The sequence below is a fragment of the Mannheimia varigena genome, from assembly GCF_013377235.1.
Lineage (GTDB): Bacteria > Pseudomonadota > Gammaproteobacteria > Enterobacterales > Pasteurellaceae > Mannheimia > Mannheimia varigena.
Genome location: NZ_CP016226.1, coordinates 37693 through 59111, shown reverse-complemented (window position 1 = coordinate 59111; position 21419 = coordinate 37693). Strand labels below are relative to the sequence as shown.

Below are 21419 nucleotides of genomic sequence, written 5' to 3'. Positions count from 1 at the left end.
TTGTATTTTAAATATATAAATTAAATAATTTCGTGATATAAATTTTGATACTGCTCTGCCACTTTCGCCCAGCCGAAATCTTGAGCGAGAGCATTTTGGCGTATGCTTGACCATAATTTCTGTTTTTGCCACAAATTCACTGCTCGCATTGCCGCATCTAAAAATGCCGTAGCGTCTGGGTAATCAAACACAAAACCGGTTGCAGTGCGGTTTTCGATGCTCTCTTTGTGGCTGTCGAAAACGGTGTCGGCTAATCCGCCCGTGCGGCGAACCAGCGGCAGCGTGCCATATTTCAAGCCGTAAAGTTGGGTTAAACCACAAGGCTCGAAACGGCTTGGTACTAAAATCACGTCACCACCGGCGATGATTTGGTGAGAAAGGGCTTCATCATAGCCAATTTTCACGCCGATTTGATTCGGATATTTGTGTTGGAAATAGCGTAATGCGTTTTCCAAATCCGGCGAGCCGCTCCCCAGCACCACAATTTGCACATTGTGCTGCATTAAGCTGTCGATATTGGCTAACAGGAAATCTGCTCCTTTTTGCTCGGTTAGGCGAGTGACCATCACCATTAACAAGGCATCTTTATCTTCAGACAAGCTGAAAATTCGTTGCAATTCCGCTTTGTTTTTCGCCTTACCGTGCATATAGTTCGGGCGATAATTCGCCACGATATTCGAGTCGGTTTCTGGATTCCACACGTCCCCATCAACGCCGTTTAAAATTCCTCTTAATCTGCCTTGCGATTGGCGAACTGCCAATAAACCGTGCAAACCAGCCCCTGCAATTTCTTCGGTTATTTCTCGGGCGTAAGTTGGACTAACGGTGGTAATACGGTCAGCAAAATATAAACCTGCTTTTAGGTAGGAAATTTCACCGTAGAACTCCAGCCCTTCAGCACTGAAAAATTCCCACGGCAAGCCAAGTTCCTCCAAATGGAAGGCGTTAAAACGCCCGATGTAGGCAATATTGTGAATCGTAAATACGCTTTTGACCGCACTACCCCAACTTTTGAGGTAAGCACAAGCCAAACCGGCTTGCCAGTCGTGGGCGTGAAGCACTTGAGCGGTTCCCCACCAGTGATCTAATCCTTGGGCAAGTTGAGCTCCCACATAGCCGAGCAATGCAAAACGTTTGTAGTTGTCGATATAGTCTTGATAGTTGGCATCGTGATAAGGGTTGCCGTCACGCATAAAAAGATGTGGGGCATCAATTACATAAACGCCCAAGCCGTTGAAATAGGCAAAACGCACCGTCACAAGCCCTGCGAAGGTGCCGATCGTTGCCACTTCCACCGTTTCGCCTAAGTTTTGAGCCACTTTCGGGTAGTAAGGAATCAGCACTCGGACATCATTACCAGCCTGCTGTTGAGCAAAGGGCAACGCCCCCATTACATCAGCCAGTCCACCAGTTTTAATCAGCGGATACATTTCCGAGCATACGTGTAAAATTTTCATTTTTTAAACCATTCGTGTGTTGCAAAATTTGATAAAAATAAGACCGCTTGAATCAAGATACTTCGGGCGTTCATCTTCCCATTTCTCGCCCGAAGCATTATATCAGCAAATTTTAGATTGTATATTTAATATCCGTATTCGCCACTTTGCCTGCCAGTTTGTCTAGCATTGATTGCGTCACCAACACAATGCCGTTTTTGCTAACACGGAAGTGCTTCGCATCTTCTTCTGCATTCACACCGATTTGTAAGCCATCTGGAATCACGCAATGGCGGTCGATTACCGCACGTTTAATGATGCAGTTTTTGCCGATGGTTACTTGCGGCAGAATAACAGCATATTCAATCACCGATTCCGCATCAACGTGGACACGGTTGAACAGCACGGAGTTACTAATTTCCGCATCGGTAATCACACAACCTCCGGCGATCAATGAGTTATCTAGCGTGCGGGCTCTTGAACGGTTATAGAAAAAACGTGCCGGTGCAGTTTGTTGAGGACGACCGTGGATCGGCCAAGATTCATCGTAGAGATCTAACTCCGGCTCTTCCGACACTAAATCCATATGTGCCGACCAGTAGCTGTCGATGGTGCCCACATCACGCCAGTAAATCGCTCCGCTTGCGTTGCGACCTTTGCACGAACGCTCAAATGGGTGAGCATACAACACGCCTTGCTCTACTGCTTTTGGAATAATATCTTTTCCGAAATCGTGTGAAGTACCCGGCGTAGAAGCCTCTTTTTCCAACATTTCGTAGAGATAATCCGCATTGAACACGTAGATACCCATTGAAGCTAAAGAAGAATCCGGTTTGCCTGGCATTGCTGGTGGGTTAGCCGGTTTTTCCACGAACTCTTTCACTTTTAATTTTTCATTCACCGCCATCACGCCAAATTCAGATGCCTGTTCACGAGGCACTTCAATGCAACCCACGGTACATTTCGCCCCTTGATCGACGTGATCTTTGAGCATTTGGGTATAATCCATTTTGTAGATATGATCGCCTGCTAAAATAATCACATATTTCGGACGGTAGTGCGATTTCATCATTCCCATATTTTGATACACCGCATCCGCCGTGCCACGATACCACGTGTTTTCGTCTAACTGTTGGCGAGCCGGTAGCATATCGATGTATTGGTTACGCTCGTAAGGCAAGAACGACCAGCCACGTTGCAAATGGCGTAGCAGCGAGTGAGCCGCATATTGGGTGATCACGCCGATTTTCAATAAATTCGAGTTGATGCAGTTTGATAACGCAAAGTCAATAATACGGCGGCTACCACCAAAATACACCGCCGGTTTCGCACGTTTGTCAGTGAGCTCGTAAAGGCGAGAACCACGTCCTCCTGCTAAAATTAAAACGAGAGTGTCATTCGTTAAGTCTTGTCTTGCAACAAGGGCTGTTGATTCTTGGTTTAGCATAAGAAGTCCTTAAGTTTAAGTATGAATGTCACTTTTTTGAAGTACGCAGACTCCCATCTGATCGAGCATGACGGCTTGCGTGTCTGTCATCAAAGTCCCTTTTTCCTGTCCAAAAACAACTTGCCAGTTGCCCTGAGGAAGTAAAAATTCTTTAGGCTGCTTATAAGCATTCATTAAAATGAGCCATTGCCCTTCTAATAAAATAGTTAATTGTCTTAATTCTTTATTATGCCAATCATTTATCTGCATAGCTTCAGCTGATGGATTTAGCCATTGAACCAACTCTTCAGTCCACCACTTATTTTGCTTCGATAACAGTGAAATTTGCTTGCGTATGGAGATTAAATCGCTCACATAATCCACCCTAGTTTGATTACAATTTTCCCAATCTAGCCAGGTGATTTCGTTATCTTGGCAGTAGCAGTTATTATTACCTTGTTGGATATGCCCCATTTCATCACCAGCAAATAACATTGGCACACCATTTGACAGAAGTAAGGTTGCTAATAAGCTACAAGCGGTCATTTCTCGCTGATTTTTTACTGATTCCTTATTAGTATCGCCTTCAACACCGTGATTATTACTGTGGTTCGTGCCATGTCCATCACGGTTCTCTTCGCCATTGGCAAAATTATGTTTTTTGTTGTAACTCACTAAATCTTGCAGATTAAAGCCATCGTGGGCAGTAATAAAATTAATGCTTTTAGAGCCAGAACTGTGCAGAAAAACATCATCACTTCCTGCAAATCGACAGGCAAATGTGGCTAAATCAAGTTTCTTTCTTAGCCAAAAACGACGCATATCATCACGATAGCGGTCATTCCATTGATAAAAAAATGCTGGGAATTTACCTAATTGATAGCCATGCATTCCAATATCCCAAGGCTCAGCAATTAGCTTAACGCTAGCTAATTTCGAGTGGCTTTTTATTGCCGTGAAAAAATCAGCTTTTTCGGAAAAACGTGGTGTTCTGCCTAAAATAGAGGCTAAGTCAAAACGGAATCCATCAATATGGCATTCGTCTACCCAATAACATAAGCAATCGATTGCCCAACGGAGAATATTAATATTGGTTAAATTGAGTGTGTTACCACAACCAGTCCAATTTTCATATTCACCCTGTCCGTTTAGCCAATAAGCGCGATTATCAATCCCTCTAAAGCTAAGCATCGCGCCATCTTTACTACCTTCTGCGGTATGGTTAAACACAACGTCCATAATCACTTCTATATTGGCATTGTGTAATGTCTTCACTAATTGCTTAAACTCTTTAAGCGGATTTTGCTTATCTGCAGCCAATTTCGGATCAACGGCAAAATTGCCTAAAACATTGTAACCCCAGTAATTAACTAAGCCTTGTTTTTGTAAATGCGGTTCGTCAATATGGTAAGTGATAGGTAATAATTCAACTGCGGTAATGCCGAGCTTTTTCAAATATTCAATCGAGTTTTTGTGAGCTAATCCTGCAAAAGTTCCTCTAATTTCTTGTGGGATTTCAGGATTTAACTGACTAAAACCTTTAACGTGCATTTCATAAATAATAGTTTCTGCCCAAGTATGAAAAAGTAACGTATCATTTTCCCAATCAAATGTTTCATCAACTACTACCGATTTGGGGGCAATTTGTCCGTTATCCCGAGCATCATTCCACTCATACCAACTAGCAGCCTCAGCATTACTTAAATCGGGTGTGCCTGTAATCGCCTTAGCATAAGGATCTAGTAACAGTTTATTCTTATTAAATAACAAACCAGCTTTTTCGTTTTGCTCACCTATTACTCGAAAACCATACTTAACGCCAGCCCCAATACCTTCAACAAAAATATGCCAAGTATGTTCACTTGCAGTCATTGGAATACAAGTTTCTTGATTATTTTCATCAAAAAGGCACAATTCAATAGCGGTCGCATTTTCGGAAAAAATTGCAAAATTTGTGCCAAATTTGCCCGCTTGTAGGCTTATTTTGCTGCCTAACGGGTAAGGTTTACCTCTCTGATACTGCATTTTATTTTTTACTTATCTTCTTACTCTTTGTTGCTTTTTGAGTAATTTGTTTTTTCGTTTTTGTGATGAAAATCGTAGATAGTGGTGGTAAAGTGATACTAATTGAGTAATCTTTACCATGTAATGGCACAAATTCACTCTCAAACTTATCTGCATTGCTCACGTTACTACCACAGAAACAAGCTAAATCTGAATTAAGAAGTTCCTGATATTCTGCCAACTCATTCACGCCAAAACGGTAATCTTTACGTACAATCGGGGTGAAATTGCTCACCACAATCACGCTCTCGCCGTTTTTCGCTTTGCGTTCAAAAGCGAATACGGAATTATCGTGGTCGTCCACCACCAGCCATTCAAAACCGGCTGGGTCATAATCTTGCTCAAACAAGGCAGGGGTTTGGGTGTAGAGATGGTTCAAGGCTTTCACCCAGCCCAACATTCCTTTGTGCCAGTCGCCACCCTCTTCGCCGAGCAGATACCAATCCAAACTCTCTTCAAAACTCCACTCTTTGCCTTGAGCAAATTCATTGCCCATAAACAGCAATTTTTTGCCCGGATAACCCCACATATAGCCATAATAGGCACGCAGATTGGCAAATTTTTGCCAGCAATCCCCCGGCATTTTGTTGAGCAACGAACCTTTGCCGTGCACCACTTCATCGTGCGAGAGCGGTAGTACAAACTGCTCGCTGTATTGGTAGGTCATTCCGAACGTCATTAAATTGTGGTGATAACGGCGGTAGATCGGATCTTTTTGCATATAACGCAAGGTGTCGTTCATCCAGCCCATATTCCACTTGTAATTGAAACCCAAACCGCCATTTTCGGTAGAACGAGAAACGCCTTCGAAAGAAGTGGATTCTTCGGCAATGGTCGCTCCGCCGTGGCTTTCATCACGCAGAATGTTATTGGTGTGGCGTAGGAAATCAATCGCTTCTAAATTTTCACGACCGCCATATTTGTTGGGGATCCACTCGCCGTCTGAGCGTGAATAATCACGGTAGATCATTGAAGCCACTGCATCAACACGCAAGGCATCAATGCCGAAACGCTCCAACCAATACAACGCATTGCCCGAAAGATAATTGCTCACTTCATTTTTGCCGTAGTTAAAAATCAGTGTGTTCCAATCTTTGTGATAGCCCTCTTTCGGGTCAGAATGTTCGTATAAATGCGTGCCGTCAAAATAGACTAAACCGTGTTCGTCCACTGGGAAATGCCCGACGACCCAATCTAAAATCACTCCAATACCTTTTTCGTGGGCTTTTTGAATGAAATAACGTAAGCCTTCAGGCGTGCCAAAACGGCTAGTTGGCGAATAAATACCCGTGGTTTGGTAGCCCCACGAGCCGTCAAACGGAAATTCGGAAACCGGCAGCAGTTCAATATGGGTAAAGCCCATATCTTTCACATAAGGAATCAGTTCATCGGCAAGTTCTTCGTAACTCAGCCAGTAATTATTTTCGATATTTCGCCGCCACGAGCCCAAATGCACTTCATAAATCGAAATCGGCTTGTCTGCTGCACTTGCTGCTCGGCAGGTATTTTCCGCCGACACGAAACTCGGCAAGCCAGAAACAATCGAAGCGGTCTCTGGGCGGAGTTGGGAAGCAAAAGCGTAAGGATCAGATTTCAAGCGTAGCACGCCGTTGCAGTCTAAAATCTCAAATTTATAGCACGCCCCTTTTTGCACGTTTGGAATGAAAATATCCCACACACCTGAATCAGGGTGAAAACGCATGGAATGAACCAAACCGTTCCAGTGGTTGAAATCACCTACCACCGACACTCGCTGAGCATTCGGTGCCCACACCGCAAAATGCACGCCGCCCACTTCGTTTTGAGTCACCAAATGAGCCCCTAGTTTTTCGTAAGGGCGAAGCTGCCTGCCCTCGGCGAACAGCCAATTATCCAGCTCTTGAATGTGGGTTTTGAAACGGTAAGGATCTTCAATATCGACCTGAGCGTGTGGATACTGCACTAACAAGCGGTAAGAAAAATCAATTTTTTTACCAATAATTTCGGCAATAAAAAAACCTGCATCGTCAATTTTTAACATTGACAACACAGGTTTTCCTTTTAAATCAATAACTTGACAAGAAACAGCCGAAGGAAGGAAAGCTCTGATGATAATACCATTATCTATAGAGTGAATGCCTAAATAGGAAAAAGGATCTTTGCAATAACCGAGAGACAATTGGTCAATAAAAATTAAATCTCTTTCGGAGTAAGTATAATCTTTCATAGGCACTCCTTACTTAAACGTTTAATACTCATATTTTAGTAGTTCTACTCTATCATTAAATAAAAATAAAAGAAGTAGATTTATTCTGTTTTTTGATACAAATCACAAAATAATTACTATGACTAAATCGATTTAGTTCATAAATAAAAGAAATAACTACTAAATTTGTGAGCTAGATCACATTTTCATAAATTTTAATCTTATCTAGCTATAACGGTTTAGCAAAAATAGAGTAAACTGATCCGCAAATTTTTTATAGTTTAAAAATCAACCTTAAAATAAGGAGTTAAAATGCTTAATTTATCGGCAAAAAACATCCGCTTAAATAGCTCAGCAACCAACAAAGAGGAAGTGATTCACCTTGTTGCAGCTGCATTAGTCGCAAATGGAAATGTTGCGGCAGGGTACGAAACTGGGATGTTAGCTCGTGAAACCCAAACCTCTACATTCTTAGGTAACGGCATTGCAATTCCGCACGGCACCTTAGACACTCGTCATCTTGTGCAAGAAACCGGCGTGCAAATTTTCCAACTACCGCAAGGGGTGGAATGGGGAGAGGGCAATATCGCTCACGTTGTGATCGGCATTGCGGCAAAATCAGATGAACATTTAGCCCTGCTTCGCCAATTAACTTCGGTGTTAAGCGATGAAGACGCAGCGGCAACGCTTGCCAAAACACAAAATCTCGATGAATTTATCGCCGTATTAAGCGGCAAGAAAAACCTACCTTCCCTTTCTGAAGAGCTCGTTTCACTTAATGTGGAATCATCAAGCCTGATTACCCTTTCTGCGATTAACGCCGGCAAACTGCAAGAAAGAGGCTATGTTTCGCAAGCCTTTATCAGCGATGTGGTCACAAGCCAAGCCTTAAATTTAGGTAATAATCTGTTTGTGAATGATTCCGCCAAAGGCAATGAAGCCAACGGTGTGGCTGTCGCTCGCAACACGCAAGGGCAAACCTTAATCACCGTGGCTCAAACCGATAACAGCCTAGAAAGCGTTTTAGCCCCATTATTAAAAGCGGAAGTTCGCTCACAATTCGTAACGGCAACACCTGCTCAAATTGTGGCGTTATTAAAAGGCGAAGAAGTATCTGCTCCACAACAAAATGTAGCCGCTGGAAATCAAGTGATCGGCACATTCACCGTGCGTAACGAAAATGGCTTACACGCTCGTCCGTCTGCGGTGTTAGTGCAAACTGCTAAAGCATTCAATTCACAAATTACAGTGGAAAATTTAGACCGCCAAACCCCACCGGCAAGTGCGAAAAGTGCGATGAAAGTGGTGGCATTAGGGGCAAGCCTTGGGCATCGCTTACGCTTTGTGGCGGAAGGGGATGATGCCGAGCAAGCCATCGAAGCCTTACAAAAAGCCTTTGTGGACGGTTTGGGTGAAAGCGTGTCTTTTGTACCAAACGTGGAAGATACGATTGAACGTGCAGCCGTTCAAGCACCTGCTCCAGCGGCTCAAGAAACCGTTCCAACTGTGGCAGAAAACCAAAAAGAAGCAACTTTTGTGATCAAAAACGAACACGGTTTGCACGCTCGCCCATCAGCGGTGTTAGTGAATGAAGTGAAAAAATTCGCTGCCAAAATTGAAGTGCAAAATGTTGATAAAAATTCACCGCTTGTGAGTGCGAAAAGCTTAATGAAAATTGTGGCTCTTGGCGTAACCAAAGGCACAACGCTGCGTTTTGTGGCAACAGGCGATGATGCGGAAGCGGCACTCGCAGCTATCGGTGCAGCGATTGAAGCCGGCTTAGGCGAATAAGGGGAACAGAATGCGTATTGCAACCATAACCCTCAACCCGGCATTTGATTTAGTTGGGCGACTAAAACGCATTGAAATCGGCGAAGTGAATACCGTGGAAACGCTCGGCATCTACCCTGCAGGCAAAGGCATTAACGTGGCAAAAGTGTTGGCAGATTTAGGCACAACACTCTCCGTTAGCGGCTTTCTAGGGGCCGAAAACGAAGGCGATTTCGTCAAGGTGTTCAAACAAAATGGCTTGAACGATGCCTTCTACCGCATTCAGGGCAAAACCCGCATCAACGTGAAGATTACCGAAACCGAAGCGGACGTAACCGACCTCAACTTTTTAGGCTTTGAAGTTTCCGAGCAAGATTGGGAAACATTCGTTGAGCAATCAACCACGTGGAAAAATCAATTTGATTTAGTGGCGGTGTGTGGATCATTACCTCGTGGTGTCAGCCCGGAAAAATTCGCTGAGTGGTTAGAATCTTTATCTCAACAAGGCTTAAAAGTGGTGTTAGACACCAGCAACGCTGCTCTCACCGCAGGCTTAACCGCTCACCCTTGGCTAGTGAAACCAAATCGCCGTGAGTTGGAAGTGTTAGTAGGTCGCCCATTAAACTCAATGGAAGAGATTATCGAAGCGGCTGCTCAACTCCGCTCGCAAGGCATTGAAAACGTGATTGTCTCAATGGGTGAAAAAGGCTCGTTATGGCTCAATAGCGAAGGCGTGTTACAAGCTCAACCGCCACGTTGTGAAAATGTGGTTAGCACGGTGGGTGCCGGTGACTCAATGGTCGCAGGCTTGATCTACGGTTTCTCACAAGGTTGGGGCAAAGCCCAAACCCTGAAATTCGCCTCAGCAACTTCTGCGAATGCGGTGGCTCAAAGCAATGTGGGTGTGGAAGATCGCAATGCCACTGATGCGTTGGCGGAACAAGTCCAAATCACAGTTTTAAACTAATTTTTCATCTTTATAAGGAACACCAAATGAATATTTCTTTTGTTTTCCCTCAAACACTCGGGAACGCACGTCGTTTCTTAGTGAATGAAGTGTTATCGGCAGCTGCCAAACAGCAAGGCTACAACGTGGTTGATGCCAACCAAGCGGATTTCGTGGTGTTATTTGATAACACTATTCCTCAAGTTGCTGCTGGCAAAAAAGGGGCAATCTTAGATTTAGACCAAGCCTTTGCCCAGCCTGAAGCCAGCCTTAAACAAGCGGTCGAAAACGGACAGTTTTTTGCAAATGCGACAGCCGCACCAGCAGTTTCAACTTCCGGCGTGAAAAATATTGTGGCGGTCACTGCTTGCCCAACTGGTGTGGCTCACACCTTTATGTCAGCGGAAGCGATTGAAAACTACGCCAAGGCTCAAGGCTGGAACGTAAAAGTAGAAACTCGTGGTCAGGTGGGTGCAGGCAACCCAATTTCTGCGGAAGAAGTAGCCACTGCTGACTTAGTTTTTGTGGCTGCGGATATTGATGTGGATTTAGAGAAATTCAAAGGCAAGCCGATGTACCGTACATCAACAGGCTTAGCGTTGAAGAAAACCGCTCAAGAGTTTGAAAAAGCATTCACCCAAGCGAAAGTGTATGAAGGTGGCGTAGCGAAAGCGGAAAATGCGGAAGCGGCAACCGGAGAGAAAAAAGGCTTATACAAACACTTAATGACCGGCGTTTCGCATATGTTACCGCTTGTGGTTGCCGGTGGTTTGTTAATTGCTATTTCCTTTATGTTCGGCATTGAAGCATTCAAAGATGAAACCATCGCAGGCGGCTTGCCGAAAGCATTAATGGACATCGGCGGCGGTGCGGCATTCCACTTAATGATTGCGGTATTCGCAGGCTATGTAGCCTTCTCTATTGCTGACCGCCCGGGTTTAGCGGTAGGTTTAATTGGCGGTATGCTGGCAACCACAGCCGGAGCTGGGATTTTAGGCGGTATCGTTGCCGGTTTCCTTGCCGGTTACACAGTGAAATTCTTAAACGGTGCAATTAAACTACCACCAAGTTTAACTTCACTTAAACCGATTCTAATTTTACCGTTATTAGGTTCAGCCATTGTTGGCTTGTTAATGATTTACCTCATTAACCCGCCAGTTAAAGCCTTAATGGACGCTTTAGTAGAATGGTTAAATACGATGGGTCAAACCAACGCAATTATTTTAGGGATTGTATTAGGTGCAATGATGTGTACGGATATGGGAGGCCCTGTAAACAAAGCCGCTTATACATTTGGTGTTGGCTTAATCGCCTCACAGCAATACACACCAATGGCAGCCGTAATGGCAGCAGGTATGGTTCCACCAATTGGTATGGCAATTGCGACCTTAATTGCTCGCAATAAATTTAACACTAACCAGCGTGATGCAGGTAAAGCTTCATTTGTATTGGGCTTATGCTTTATTTCAGAAGGTGCGTTACCATTCGTAGCAGCCGATCCTATACGTGTAATCCTAAGTTCAATCTTAGGTGGTGCAACTGCAGGTGCAATTTCAATGGCTCTAGGCATCACCTTACAAGCCCCACACGGTGGTTTATTCGTAATTCCATTCGTATCACAACCGTTGATGTACTTAGCAGCTATCGCAATCGGTTCAGTCATTACCGGTGTGGTTTACGCAACCATCAAACAAAAAGCGGAATAATTCCGGCAATAAACCAAGAAACGAAAAACGGAGCTGATGCTCCGTTTTTTGCTCAAAGAAACCTTACAAGCGGACGAATTACAACAAAATTTTGTAAGTTCTCTAGCTATCTATTACTTTTCTCGATAGAATGTTTCTAATTTTTCACTCTCATTTATCTAATAGGACTTAATAATGAAAAAGATTTTTTGGATTTTATTGATCGCTGTTCTTGCTGTTGGCGGTTATTCATTAACAAAATATAACGATTTAATGCGTGCAGAAGAAGACATCAACTCTGTGTGGGGTAATGTAGAATCTGCGTATCAACGCCGTGCGGATTTAATTCCAAACCTAGTAAACACCGTAAAAGGTCAAGCTAACTTTGAGAAAGAAACCTTAACCTCTGTGATTGAAGCCCGTGCGAAAGCAACGGCGGTAACCATTGACCCAAGCAATGCAACCGAAGAGCAAATGGCGAAATTCCAAGAAGCCCAACAAGGTGTAAACTCTGCCCTTTCACGCTTATTGGTTTCAGTTGAGAAATACCCTGAGTTAAAAGCACACGATGCGTTTTTAAACTTACAAGCACAGTTAGAAGGTACAGAAAACCGCATTAACGTTGAACGCAATAACTTCAACGAAAAAGTGAAAGAATACAACAAGCAAGTGCGTGAATTCCCAACTAAATTAGCAGCAATGATTATGGGCTTTAAAGCAAAACCACAGTTCAAATCTGAAGCAGGCTCGGATAAAGCACCACAAGTAAACTTTAACTAAGTTGTATTAAATTATCTATATTTTAAAGCAATAAGCTCTTTCAAATTCGGTGCTTATTGCTTTATTTTTAAGGGGATCAAATGGGATTATTTTCTTTTCTTTCTAATCAATTGCCTATTGATACTAAACTTATCGAACAAGCAATCTATCATTTAGAGCAGCATACTTCTGCGGAATTGCGTGTGGTAGTAGAGCGAAAAGCCAAGATCGAGGAAATGCAAAATGCGGCTATGGTGCGTGCAAATCAACTATTTGATGAACTCAAAATGCGAGAAACCGCACAACGTAATGGCGTGTTGATTTATCTCTCATTTAAACCTCACTATGTTGCTGTAATTGGCGATGAAGGTATTCACCAAAAAGTCGGTGATGATTTTTGGCAAAAAATCTATCAAACAATGTGTATTGATTGCCAAAACGGTAATTATACTCAAGCAATTTGTGATGCTATTAAAATTGTGGAAGAGCCATTAGCCCACTATTTCCCTTATCAAGAAAATGATCAAAACGAGTTGTCTAATGAGGTGTTAATAAAATGATGAAATCTATTTGCAAAATTTCTCACTTTTTTGACCGCTTGTTATTCGTTCTACTGGCAGTATTTAGCGTAAATGCAGTGGCGGTAACTTATCCTGAACCACCAAAACCGTTTTATTACATCACGGACTACACCAAAAACACGCTAAGCCAACAAGAATGGCGAACCTTAGAAGATGCGTTAATTGCTAACCGTGCTAAAACAAGCTCGCAAATTGCCGTCGTCATTGTACCTAGTACGGAAGGCGAAGCGATTTCTACCTATGCTCACACCCTATTTAACAAATGGGGTATTGGACGTAGCAAAAACAACGAAAACAACGGGGTTTTATTACTAATCGCCAAAAATGATCGCAAACTCTTTATTGCAACTGGGCGAGGGTTAGAAGGAGCATTGCCGGATGCCATTGCATCAAGCATTATTCGAAATGACATCACCCCATTCTTCAAACAAGATCAATATGCAGCAGGGATCGCTCGTGGATTATCAGCTATTATGGCAGCCATTAACGGCGAATATGCTCCTTATGAAAGTTATGGTGAAGAAGCTCAAGAAGCATTTGATGATATTGACGGATTACTCTTTTTCCTCTTTGCAGGAATGGTGATCTTCCTCATATTCCGCCCACGCGATAATACCTACATTAGCCCAAGTTCAATGGATCAATTAGGGAAAGTGCTAAGGGAAAGCCAACGCAGAAGTGGCGGTTTCGGCAGACACTCAGGTGGATTTGGTGGTGGCTTCGGCGGCGGTCTAGGCGGTGGATTTGGAAGAGACTCCGGCGGCTTTGGCGGTAGTTTCGGCAGTGGTGATAGCTTCGGTGGTGGCTCATCAGGCGGTGGTGGTGCCGGTGGAAGCTGGTAATTCCACTTCAGTTCCGATATAGGAATAGCACAAAATACAAGCGGTCAAATTTGCAAAAAATGTTGTAAATTCAACCGCTTGTTTAGTATTAAAACTAAGGATTAATTTTTAATAATTCAATATGATATAACACAGGCTTTTTGGATTTACTTCCCTCTTCTTGATAGCCTAAATGTTTAGGAATCTTGAATTCATAAACTGAACCTACCGGCATCAGCATCAAACTTTGTTGAAGCCCAGAAAACATATCTCGCACAGGTAAAATAACAGGTACATTATTTAGCGTTCCCTCAAATAACTCGCCTTTCTCGTTATACGACTTAAAGCGAATTTCTACATCATCATTGATGTTCGGCTTTTTACCGTTACTTGCTTTAATAACTTTATATTGCAAGCCTTGTTCCGTAATTTGGTAACTTTGATTAGCAAAAACAACATCAGATAAACTCACTCCACCAATTAATAATGCTAAGCTAAAAGTATAAAATGATTTCATCAGATCCCTCTCTTGTGATAAAAAGGCATTAGGTTGCCTGTTTCAGATTAGACAACAATTTTTTTGCTTTTGATCATTTAATTCAAATTTTTAATTAAATCTATTTGCTATTTATACCTATTTTAGGCATATTTAGACTTAGTTTAATTTATATTTACCATAGGAATTTTTTATGATTCAGCCATATTCAAGCATACACCATAATATTCAGATGTTAGGAGAGTTTTTAGGTGAAACTATCCGTGATGCACAGGGAGATTATATTCTTGATTTGATTGAGAGCATTCGCATATTATCAAGAAATTCACGCTCTGGCGATGAATCTGCACGTGAACAATTATTAGAAAAGCTCGCTAATATCTCTAATGATGATGTATTACCTGTTGCTCGTGCCTTCAGCCACTTTTTAAACCTCACTAATATTGCTGAACAGCATCAAACAGTTTCTCGTCATCATATTAATAACTCACTAGGAAGCCGTTCCTTAGATTCACTTTTCCTTCGCTTAAAATCACACAATATTCCTGTTGAAAAAGTGATCAAAACGGTTGAAAGCCTAATGATTGATTTGGTGCTCACTGCTCACCCAACTGAAGTCACTCGCCGTTCGCTTGGACATAAGCACGTTGAAATTAATAAATGTTTAGATTTATTAGAGCACGATGACTTAACCGAAGCGGAAAGTTACAAAATCAAACGCCGTTTAATGCAACTGATTGCGTTAGCTTGGCACACCAATGAAATTAGAACACAACGTCCAACACCGGTTGATGAAGCCAAAGGTGGTATGGCCGTGATTGAAAACAGTCTATGGACTGCTGTACCTGAATTCTGCCGCCAACTTAATTTCTATTTAGAGAAACATTTCGGAGTGCAATACCCCGTTAGCCTTGCTCCTGTTCGCTTCTCTTCTTGGATGGGCGGTGACCGTGATGGTAATCCGTTTGTAACGGCTGAAACTACTCGCCGTGTATTAAGAATGAACCGTTGGAAAGCAGCTGAGTTATTTTTAGAAGATATTAAACACCTTACCGAAGAATTATCTATTACACAATGTACACTCGCTTTTCGTACAAAATATGGCGAACATTTAGAGCCATACCGTGTCGTACTGAAAGCATTACGCCAAAAATTAGCTAATACTGAAATTTACTATGCGGAACTCTTGGAAGATAAAATATCAACTATTGATGAAACTGAAATTTTAACTTCGGATAACCAACTTTGGCAGCCTCTGTTTGATTGTTACGAATCCTTACAAGCCTGTGGTATGCGGATTATCGCAAACGGTGCACTATTAGATTGTTTACGCCGTGTGAGCTGCTTTGGCTTAGGATTATCACGCCTGGATATTCGCCAAGAAAGCACTCGTCACGAAATAGCGATTGCAGAAATCACTCGCTATATTGGCTTAGGCGATTACTCGCATTGGACAGAAGATGATAAACAAGCCTTCTTAGTGCGTGAGTTGAGCTCTCGTCGCCCGCTGCTACCAACTAACTGGACACCAAGCCCTGAAACCAAAGAGGTGTTAAATACTTGTAAAATCGTGGCGGAGCAACCAGAAGGCGTGATTTCTGCTTATGTAATTTCAATGGCTCGTGAAGCCTCTGATGTGCTAGCGGTACATTTATTACTCAAAGAGGCCGGTTGCAAATTCACTATTCCTGTTGCACCACTATTTGAAACTCTCGGCGATTTAGATCACAGTGAAAAAGTGATGACCGATTTATTTAATATCGGCTGGTATCGTGGCGTGATCAACAATTACCAAATGGTGATGATCGGCTATTCCGATTCTGCTAAAGATGCCGGAATGTTAGCTGCCGGTTGGGCTCAGTATCGAGCTCAAGAAGCCTTAGTGAATTTAAGTGAAAAATACAACATTGAATTGACACTGTTCCACGGACGTGGTGGTACTATCGGACGTGGCGGTGCACCGGCTCACGCTGCTCTACTTTCTCAGCCACCTCGCTCATTGAAAAACGGTTTACGAGTGACTGAACAAGGTGAAATGATCCGCTTCAAATTGGGCTTGCCTGCGGTAGCAGTAGAGAGTTTAGAACTCTACGCCAGTGCGATTTTGGAAGCGAACATTTTCCCACCGCCAGAACCCAAACAAGAGTGGCGAGATGTATTAGCAAAAGGCTCGGAAATTTCGTGCCAAATTTACCGCAATATGGTACGTGGCGAACCTGATTTCGTACCGTATTTCCGAGCCGCAACGCCAGAGCAAGAGCTTTCTCGCTTACCACTTGGCTCACGCCCTGCAAAACGTAACCCGAAAGGTGGTGTTGAGAGTTTAAGAGCTATTCCGTGGATTTTTGCTTGGATGCAAAACCGCTTAATGCTCCCTGCGTGGTTAGGTGCGGGACAAGCATTACAGCAACTCATTGATGATGGTAACGAAAAGCTATTAAAAGAGATGTGCAGTGAATGGCCGTTCTTCTCAACTCGTATAGGAATGCTTGAGATGGTATTCAGTAAAGCAGACATTTGGTTAGCGGAATATTACGATCAACGTTTAGTCACACCAAACTTGCATCGTTTAGGCAAAGCACTACGCACGCAATTACAAGCCGATCTCAAAACCGTACTGGCTCTTGCTCACGAGGGTCAATTAATGGCAGATTTACCTTGGATTGCAGAATCTATCGCTCTGCGTAATGTGTACACCGATCCGCTCAACCTACTACAAGTAGAACTATTACACCGTATTCGTAATCAAGACGAAAATGTCAATCCTGAATTAGAGCAAGCCTTAATGATTACTATCACAGGTATTGCGGCAGGTATGCGTAATACAGGGTAATTTAAAAGGGGAGATATAAAATCTCCCCACAATTATTTAAAATTACTACACCCCATATTTCTCACGATATTCACGCATCTTCGGCAAATAAGGGGCGTATTGCTCTGATTTTTCAATAAAAGTCACTAAATCATCAAAACCGACAATTGAGAAGACTTGGCAACCGTAATCACGCTCTACTTCTTGAATGGCAGAAAGTTCGCCTTTGCCCTTTTCTTTGCGGTTTAACGCAATCAGCACGCCGGCAAGCTCGGCATTGTTTGCGTTGATAATTGCCATCGATTCCCGAATTGCCGTGCCGGCGGTAATCACATCATCCACCAATAAAATTTTGCCTTTGAGTGGTGAGCCGATCAAATTGCCCCCCTCACCATGATCTTTTGCCTCTTTGCGGTTAAAACAACAAGGTTTATCCACATCAAATTGATTGGCTAGAGCGACTGCCACAGTGGTTGCAATCGGAATGCCTTTGTAGGCAGGCCCGAACAACACATCATAATCAATTTTCGAGGCTTGAATCGCTTGGGCGTAATATTCGCCTAATTTGGCTAAATCTCGCCCCGTGTTAAATAAACCGGCGTTGAAGAAATAAGGGCTGATTCGCCCCGATTTTAGGGTAAATTCGCCAAATTTCAGCACATTGCGGCTAAGGGCAAATTCGATAAAGTCGTGTTTGTATTGTTGCATATCGTTTTCCTTTTTATACAAGCAGTTATTTTTTCTAAAATTTTTGTAAATGTAATGTTTAATCTTTATGTTTCATATTCCGTATTAAAAATACCAATGACAAAATCACTAAAGCCAAAGATATCGCAAGGTAAAGCGTTTCTAGTGAGCCACCGACTTCTACAGCTTGCTCAAGAAATACAATCGCTAAAATAATTGCAGAAACCTGTAAAATAATGATTTTTAAATCATGATAATTATCAATATGCAAAACCTCTAAAAAAAGCGATTTTGAATCCTGATTTTTCGAAAGGAAAAAGTGATAATGTGCGACGCTAATAATTTGGAACACCAACGCAATCAGTAATACATCTAGTGCTTTTAATAGTTTTACTGCTTTAAGTGGTCCCTCACTTGGCGTGGTTGGAATATCTTGGAAAAATTCAAGAATAATATTTCCTGTAATACTAATTGAAGAAATATAGAGTAGGATTGAGGCAATAAAGCTCATTATGACAATAATCAAAACGAGAAAACGACTATTTCTAAAAAGCGATTCTAACATTTTTACTCCTACTCTTTATTCTGTATTGCAGGGAAATCTCGGCGAATAAGCTGAGAATAGATAGAAGTAGCAGACTCTGCCAAATTCGTAAAATCTGCAACCTTAGGATTAGCGTGTGCGATATTTCTCCACTCTGCTAAACTATGTTTATGATCTAATGCTCCTTTATCATAGAGATATTCAGGTAGTAACCCCGATAATACGCCACGATAATCTAAAGGAATCATTTCAATTTTTGCCATCATATCAAAAATCAGCGTAGTGCAATTACTCATTAAAGTATTATACCAACGTGGCTTTTCTGATAGATCTTGCCCTTTCTGTAAATATAAAATAAAGAGTTCTTGGATAGCCTCTTTAGATAAGCGAACCGGATAAATATAAACATCTTCGCCACGAATATTGGTACGAGTATAGAGTAAATCTAATTCATCGCCTGCGACAAAACCCAATTCAAATTGACGGAAAAAGCCGCCTATTGCAGAAAAACTTTCGCCTTTCTCTTTGCGAATTTCAATAGAAAAGCTAATACGTTGTCCATCGCTAAAACCAAAACTTACCATAGTATGTACGATTTTCTTTAATCCCCAATCGGAAAGAATTAAATCAAAGGTTTCAATTTTATCTAAATCGTACTTGCGACTTTCCCAAATAACGTCATAATCTCGTAAATTTCGCCAATGAAAATTTCTCACATTGTCTACTTGAATAAGATTTCCGTTTTTCTGATATGTCATTACTTTAGCAACTTCAGGATCCCACTCACGATAATTTTGTGGCTGCATACTGAAAAACCAAATCAGCCCGATAGATAAGCAACCCAAATAGATAAAAATATCTGTTTTACGGCTAAAAATAACACGTTTAATATATAATCCAATCAAGCTACAAGTTAGCACAATCCAAAAAATTATGACTACCCAAGTCATAATCGAACCAAAAGGTTTGTGTACCCACAGTGCTAAACTAAGCCAAATATTACTGACTAGCACAAAAATAGCAGTACAACATTGAAATAGCCAATAAAAAAATCTATTTTTCTTCATTGCGACATTACCTACTCAGGCGTAATCCACTCCACCGCCCAAGAGCCTGTTCCTTCCGGCACTAGCACGTCCGTTAAATATGGCAGAATTTTCTTCATTTGAGCCTCAAGCTGCCAAGGTGGGTTGATCACAATCATTCCGCTTGCGGTCATTCCTCGTTGATCGCTGTCTGGGCGAACAGCAAGTTCAATTTGCAGAATTTTGCGAATGCCCGTTTCCTGCAAACCACGCACAATGCGTTTAGTATGTTGGCGAAGCACCACCGGATACCAAATGGCATACACGCCGGTGGCAAAACGTTTGTAGCCCTCTTCAATCGCTTTCACCACTAATTCGTAATCTTCTTTTAATTCATAAGGAGGGTCGATCAACACAAAACCACGGCGTTCTTTCGGCGGTAAAGCGGCTTTTAGCTGCTGGAAACCGTTTTCACGCTTGGTTTGCACGTTTTTCGCTTTAGCAAATTCTTGGCGTAATAGCGGAAAATCGTTCGGGTGAAGCTCAGTTAAAATCGCTCGGTCTTGTTCACGCAACTGCTGAACCGCTAAAAGCGGCGAGCCGGCGTAATATTTGAGTTTTCCTCCACGGTTGATTTTCTTCAACTCATCAATATACAAAGCGACTTCTTCGGGTAAATCTTCACGCTCCCATAAGCGAGCCACGCCCTCTAAATATTCCCCTGTTTTTTCCGATTCATAGCTCAACAAGCTATAACGCCCCACGCCCGAATGAGTGTCGAGGTATAAAAATCCTTTCTCTTTCTCTTTTAAAGCACGCAAAATCAATAATTGGACAATGTGCTTTAGCACGTCAGCGTGGTTGCCGGCGTGGAAACTATGGCGATAACTTAACATATTCTTCTCGTTTTCTAGTAAAATGTGCCTAATTTTACCCCATTCGCCCTTTTTAGACTATGCCAAAATTGAAAATTGAACAGGGTTGCTTAATCCACCAAAAGCAAGTGCCCTCGCCACATTTTAGCCAACGCCCGAATGAAAATGATATTTCGCTGCTCGTTATTCACTACATCAGCCTGCCACCGGAAGAATTTGGTGGGAATTTCATCGATTTGTTCTTTCAAGGAAAGCTCGATCCCACTGCTCACCCCTATTTTGAAGAAATTAAAGATCTTCGGGTTTCCGCCCACTGCTTAATTAATCGCAAGGGAAAAATTACCCAATATGTGAATTTTGAGGATATGGCGTGGCACGCTGGCGTCTCTTGTTTTAAAGGACGAGAAAAGTGCAACGAATTTTCGATTGGTATTGAGTTGGAGGGGAGCAATAATCAACCCTTTACCAAAGCGCAGTATCGAGCTTTGGCGAGTTTAACCAAGGCAATTCAAGCGAATTATCCGCAAATTACCGATGAGCGAATTACCGGCCACAGTAATATTGCCCCAGAACGAAAAATCGACCCGGGGCAATATTTTGATTGGGCGTATTACCGTAGTTTGCTCAAATAACTAAAATTCCGGCTCGGCGGTAAAGGTCATCACTTCACCTGTAATCGGGTGCGTGATGGTGAGCGAAGCAGCGTGTAAACATAAACGAGGGGCAAGGCTTTTCGCCAGCAGATTCGCATAGAATTTATCGCCGATAATCGGGTGCCCTAACGCCAAACTATGCACTCGCAACTGGTGCGAACGCCCGGTAATCGGCGTGAGCTTCACTCGTGTGGTATTATTCGGGTTATGAGCCAACACTTCATAATGGGTAATCGCTTTTTTGCCTCGCTCATAGCAAATTTTCTGACGAGGGCGATTTTCCCAATCACAAATCAACGGAAAATTCATTTCGCCCGTTTCGCCCACTTTCTCGCCTAATTTGCCCCAAAGTAACGCAATATAGTGCTTTTTCGGCTCACGATCACGAAATTGACGCTTCAGCTCTTTTTCCGCTGCTTTGCTAAGTGCGAACAAAATAATACCGCTTGTTGCCATATCCAAACGGTGAGCCGGCTCGGTAAAGCCATATTTTTTCTGCACTCGGGTCATTGCACTGTCATAATATTCAGGCTGACTACCCGGCACAGAAAGTAAACCACTCGGCTTGTTTAAAACTAAAATATGATTATCCCGATAAACCTCATTCAAAAAAGGCTCAAGCGGCGGATGATATTCAATTAATGCCATACTATT

18 protein-coding genes are annotated in these 21419 nt (G+C 42.4%); 8 read left to right on the top strand and 10 right to left on the bottom strand.

Annotated elements, in window-relative coordinates; translation table 11 throughout:
• Window positions 1–20: 20 nt before the first annotated feature.
• The 4 genes from glgA to glgB form a co-directional block, all read right to left on the bottom strand.
• A complete protein-coding gene (gene glgA / locus A6B40_RS00275; RefSeq protein ID WP_176671215.1) occupies window positions 21–1457 on the bottom strand; it encodes a glycogen synthase GlgA in 1437 nt (478 codons plus the stop codon).
• Between the two features lie 112 nt (window positions 1458–1569).
• A complete protein-coding gene (glgC, locus tag A6B40_RS00270) occupies window positions 1570–2883 on the bottom strand; it encodes a glucose-1-phosphate adenylyltransferase (RefSeq protein ID WP_176671214.1) in 1314 nt (437 codons plus the stop codon).
• A 15-nt stretch (window positions 2884–2898) separates the two neighbouring features.
• Entirely contained in the window at window positions 2899–4887 is a 1989-nt protein-coding gene (gene glgX / locus A6B40_RS00265) for a glycogen debranching protein GlgX (protein WP_176671213.1), read from the bottom strand.
• Window position 4888: 1 nt separating this feature from the next.
• Window positions 4889–7132, bottom strand: a complete 2244-nt coding sequence (gene glgB, locus A6B40_RS00260; protein ID WP_176671212.1) for a 1,4-alpha-glucan branching protein GlgB — start codon at window positions 7130–7132, stop codon at window positions 4889–4891.
• A 291-nt stretch (window positions 7133–7423) separates the two neighbouring features.
• On the opposite strand from glgB, the gene fruB reads away from it, so the two are divergent.
• From fruB to A6B40_RS00230, 6 genes are all read left to right on the top strand, one after another.
• A complete protein-coding gene (gene fruB, locus A6B40_RS00255) occupies window positions 7424–8902 on the top strand; it encodes a fused PTS fructose transporter subunit IIA/HPr protein (RefSeq protein WP_176671211.1) in 1479 nt (492 codons plus the stop codon).
• A 10-nt stretch (window positions 8903–8912) separates the two neighbouring features.
• The gene (fruK, locus tag A6B40_RS00250; protein ID WP_176671210.1) at window positions 8913–9848 is read left to right on the top strand and encodes a 1-phosphofructokinase; all 936 of its coding nucleotides are present in this window, start codon (window positions 8913–8915) and stop codon (window positions 9846–9848) included.
• A 26-nt stretch (window positions 9849–9874) separates the two neighbouring features.
• Window positions 9875–11533, top strand: coding sequence for a fructose-specific PTS transporter subunit EIIC (locus A6B40_RS00245; RefSeq protein ID WP_176671209.1), 1659 nt, complete (start codon window positions 9875–9877; stop codon window positions 11531–11533).
• Window positions 11534–11707: 174 nt separating this feature from the next.
• Entirely contained in the window at window positions 11708–12292 is a 585-nt protein-coding gene (locus A6B40_RS00240; RefSeq protein WP_025217026.1) for a LemA family protein, read from the top strand.
• An 80-nt stretch (window positions 12293–12372) separates the two neighbouring features.
• Window positions 12373–12831: a TPM domain-containing protein gene (locus A6B40_RS00235; RefSeq protein ID WP_176671208.1), complete on the top strand. Its 459-nt coding sequence runs from the start codon at window positions 12373–12375 to the stop codon at window positions 12829–12831.
• Window positions 12828–13694, top strand: coding sequence for a TPM domain-containing protein (locus tag A6B40_RS00230; protein WP_176671207.1), 867 nt, complete (start codon window positions 12828–12830; stop codon window positions 13692–13694). The genes A6B40_RS00235 and A6B40_RS00230 overlap by 4 nt, the downstream gene beginning before the upstream one ends.
• Before the next feature lie 94 nt (window positions 13695–13788).
• Here A6B40_RS00230 and A6B40_RS00225 read toward each other — a convergent pair whose 3' ends face one another.
• Window positions 13789–14190, bottom strand: coding sequence for an FKBP-type peptidyl-prolyl cis-trans isomerase (locus tag A6B40_RS00225; RefSeq protein WP_176671206.1), 402 nt, complete (start codon window positions 14188–14190; stop codon window positions 13789–13791).
• A gap of 172 nt (window positions 14191–14362) precedes the next feature.
• On the opposite strand from A6B40_RS00225, the gene ppc reads away from it, so the two are divergent.
• Window positions 14363–17002 (top strand): phosphoenolpyruvate carboxylase, encoded by a 2640-nt coding sequence (ppc, locus tag A6B40_RS00220; protein ID WP_176671205.1) that lies wholly within the window; start codon window positions 14363–14365, stop codon window positions 17000–17002.
• Window positions 17003–17047: 45 nt separating this feature from the next.
• Here the strand turns inward: ppc and pyrE are convergent, their stop codons facing one another.
• The 4 genes from pyrE to A6B40_RS00200 form a co-directional block, all read right to left on the bottom strand.
• Window positions 17048–17689, bottom strand: coding sequence for an orotate phosphoribosyltransferase (pyrE, locus tag A6B40_RS00215; RefSeq protein ID WP_176671204.1), 642 nt, complete (start codon window positions 17687–17689; stop codon window positions 17048–17050).
• A 58-nt stretch (window positions 17690–17747) separates the two neighbouring features.
• Window positions 17748–18233, bottom strand: coding sequence for a YqhA family protein (locus A6B40_RS00210; RefSeq protein WP_176671203.1), 486 nt, complete (start codon window positions 18231–18233; stop codon window positions 17748–17750).
• An 8-nt stretch (window positions 18234–18241) separates the two neighbouring features.
• A complete protein-coding gene (locus A6B40_RS00205; RefSeq protein WP_176671202.1) occupies window positions 18242–19162 on the bottom strand; it encodes an Lnb N-terminal periplasmic domain-containing protein in 921 nt (306 codons plus the stop codon).
• A gap of 128 nt (window positions 19163–19290) precedes the next feature.
• Complete coding sequence (locus A6B40_RS00200; protein WP_176671201.1) at window positions 19291–20133, bottom strand: 23S rRNA (adenine(2030)-N(6))-methyltransferase RlmJ; 843 nt, start codon at window positions 20131–20133, stop codon at window positions 19291–19293.
• 59 nt (window positions 20134–20192) lie between these two features.
• Here A6B40_RS00200 and ampD point away from each other — a divergent pair, with 59 nt between their 5' ends.
• On the top strand, window positions 20193–20744 hold the full coding sequence (gene ampD / locus A6B40_RS00195) for a 1,6-anhydro-N-acetylmuramyl-L-alanine amidase AmpD (RefSeq protein WP_176671200.1): 552 nt from the start codon (window positions 20193–20195) through the stop codon (window positions 20742–20744).
• Here the strand turns inward: ampD and rluA are convergent, their stop codons facing one another.
• Window positions 20745–21413 (bottom strand): bifunctional tRNA pseudouridine(32) synthase/23S rRNA pseudouridine(746) synthase RluA, encoded by a 669-nt coding sequence (gene rluA / locus A6B40_RS00190; protein WP_176671199.1) that lies wholly within the window; start codon window positions 21411–21413, stop codon window positions 20745–20747.
• Window positions 21414–21419 lie beyond the last annotated feature (6 nt).

Bases quoted from the DNA above. Each gene is read 5' to 3' on its own strand.
- glgX (WP_176671213.1), bottom strand. From the start codon at position 4,887: ATGCAGTATCAGAGAGGTAAACCTTACCCGTTAGGCAGCAAAATAAGC.
- A6B40_RS00205 (WP_176671202.1), bottom strand. From the start codon at position 19,162: ATGACTTGGGTAGTCATAATTTTTTGGATTGTGCTAACTTGTAGCTTG.
- fruB (WP_176671211.1), top strand. From the start codon at position 7,424: ATGCTTAATTTATCGGCAAAAAACATCCGCTTAAATAGCTCAGCAACC.
- glgC (WP_176671214.1), bottom strand. From the start codon at position 2,883: ATGCTAAACCAAGAATCAACAGCCCTTGTTGCAAGACAAGACTTAACG.
- A6B40_RS00235 (WP_176671208.1), top strand. From the start codon at position 12,373: ATGGGATTATTTTCTTTTCTTTCTAATCAATTGCCTATTGATACTAAA.
- A6B40_RS00230 (WP_176671207.1), top strand. From the start codon at position 12,828: ATGATGAAATCTATTTGCAAAATTTCTCACTTTTTTGACCGCTTGTTA.
- glgB (WP_176671212.1), bottom strand. From the start codon at position 7,132: ATGAAAGATTATACTTACTCCGAAAGAGATTTAATTTTTATTGACCAA.
- A6B40_RS00225 (WP_176671206.1), bottom strand. From the start codon at position 14,190: ATGAAATCATTTTATACTTTTAGCTTAGCATTATTAATTGGTGGAGTG.
- ampD (WP_176671200.1), top strand. From the start codon at position 20,193: ATGCCAAAATTGAAAATTGAACAGGGTTGCTTAATCCACCAAAAGCAA.
- A6B40_RS00210 (WP_176671203.1), bottom strand. From the start codon at position 18,233: ATGTTAGAATCGCTTTTTAGAAATAGTCGTTTTCTCGTTTTGATTATT.
- A6B40_RS00240 (WP_025217026.1), top strand. From the start codon at position 11,708: ATGAAAAAGATTTTTTGGATTTTATTGATCGCTGTTCTTGCTGTTGGC.
- A6B40_RS00200 (WP_176671201.1), bottom strand. From the start codon at position 20,133: ATGTTAAGTTATCGCCATAGTTTCCACGCCGGCAACCACGCTGACGTG.
- fruK (WP_176671210.1), top strand. From the start codon at position 8,913: ATGCGTATTGCAACCATAACCCTCAACCCGGCATTTGATTTAGTTGGG.
- pyrE (WP_176671204.1), bottom strand. From the start codon at position 17,689: ATGCAACAATACAAACACGACTTTATCGAATTTGCCCTTAGCCGCAAT.
- A6B40_RS00245 (WP_176671209.1), top strand. From the start codon at position 9,875: ATGAATATTTCTTTTGTTTTCCCTCAAACACTCGGGAACGCACGTCGT.
- rluA (WP_176671199.1), bottom strand. From the start codon at position 21,413: ATGGCATTAATTGAATATCATCCGCCGCTTGAGCCTTTTTTGAATGAG.
- ppc (WP_176671205.1), top strand. From the start codon at position 14,363: ATGATTCAGCCATATTCAAGCATACACCATAATATTCAGATGTTAGGA.
- glgA (WP_176671215.1), bottom strand. From the start codon at position 1,457: ATGAAAATTTTACACGTATGCTCGGAAATGTATCCGCTGATTAAAACT.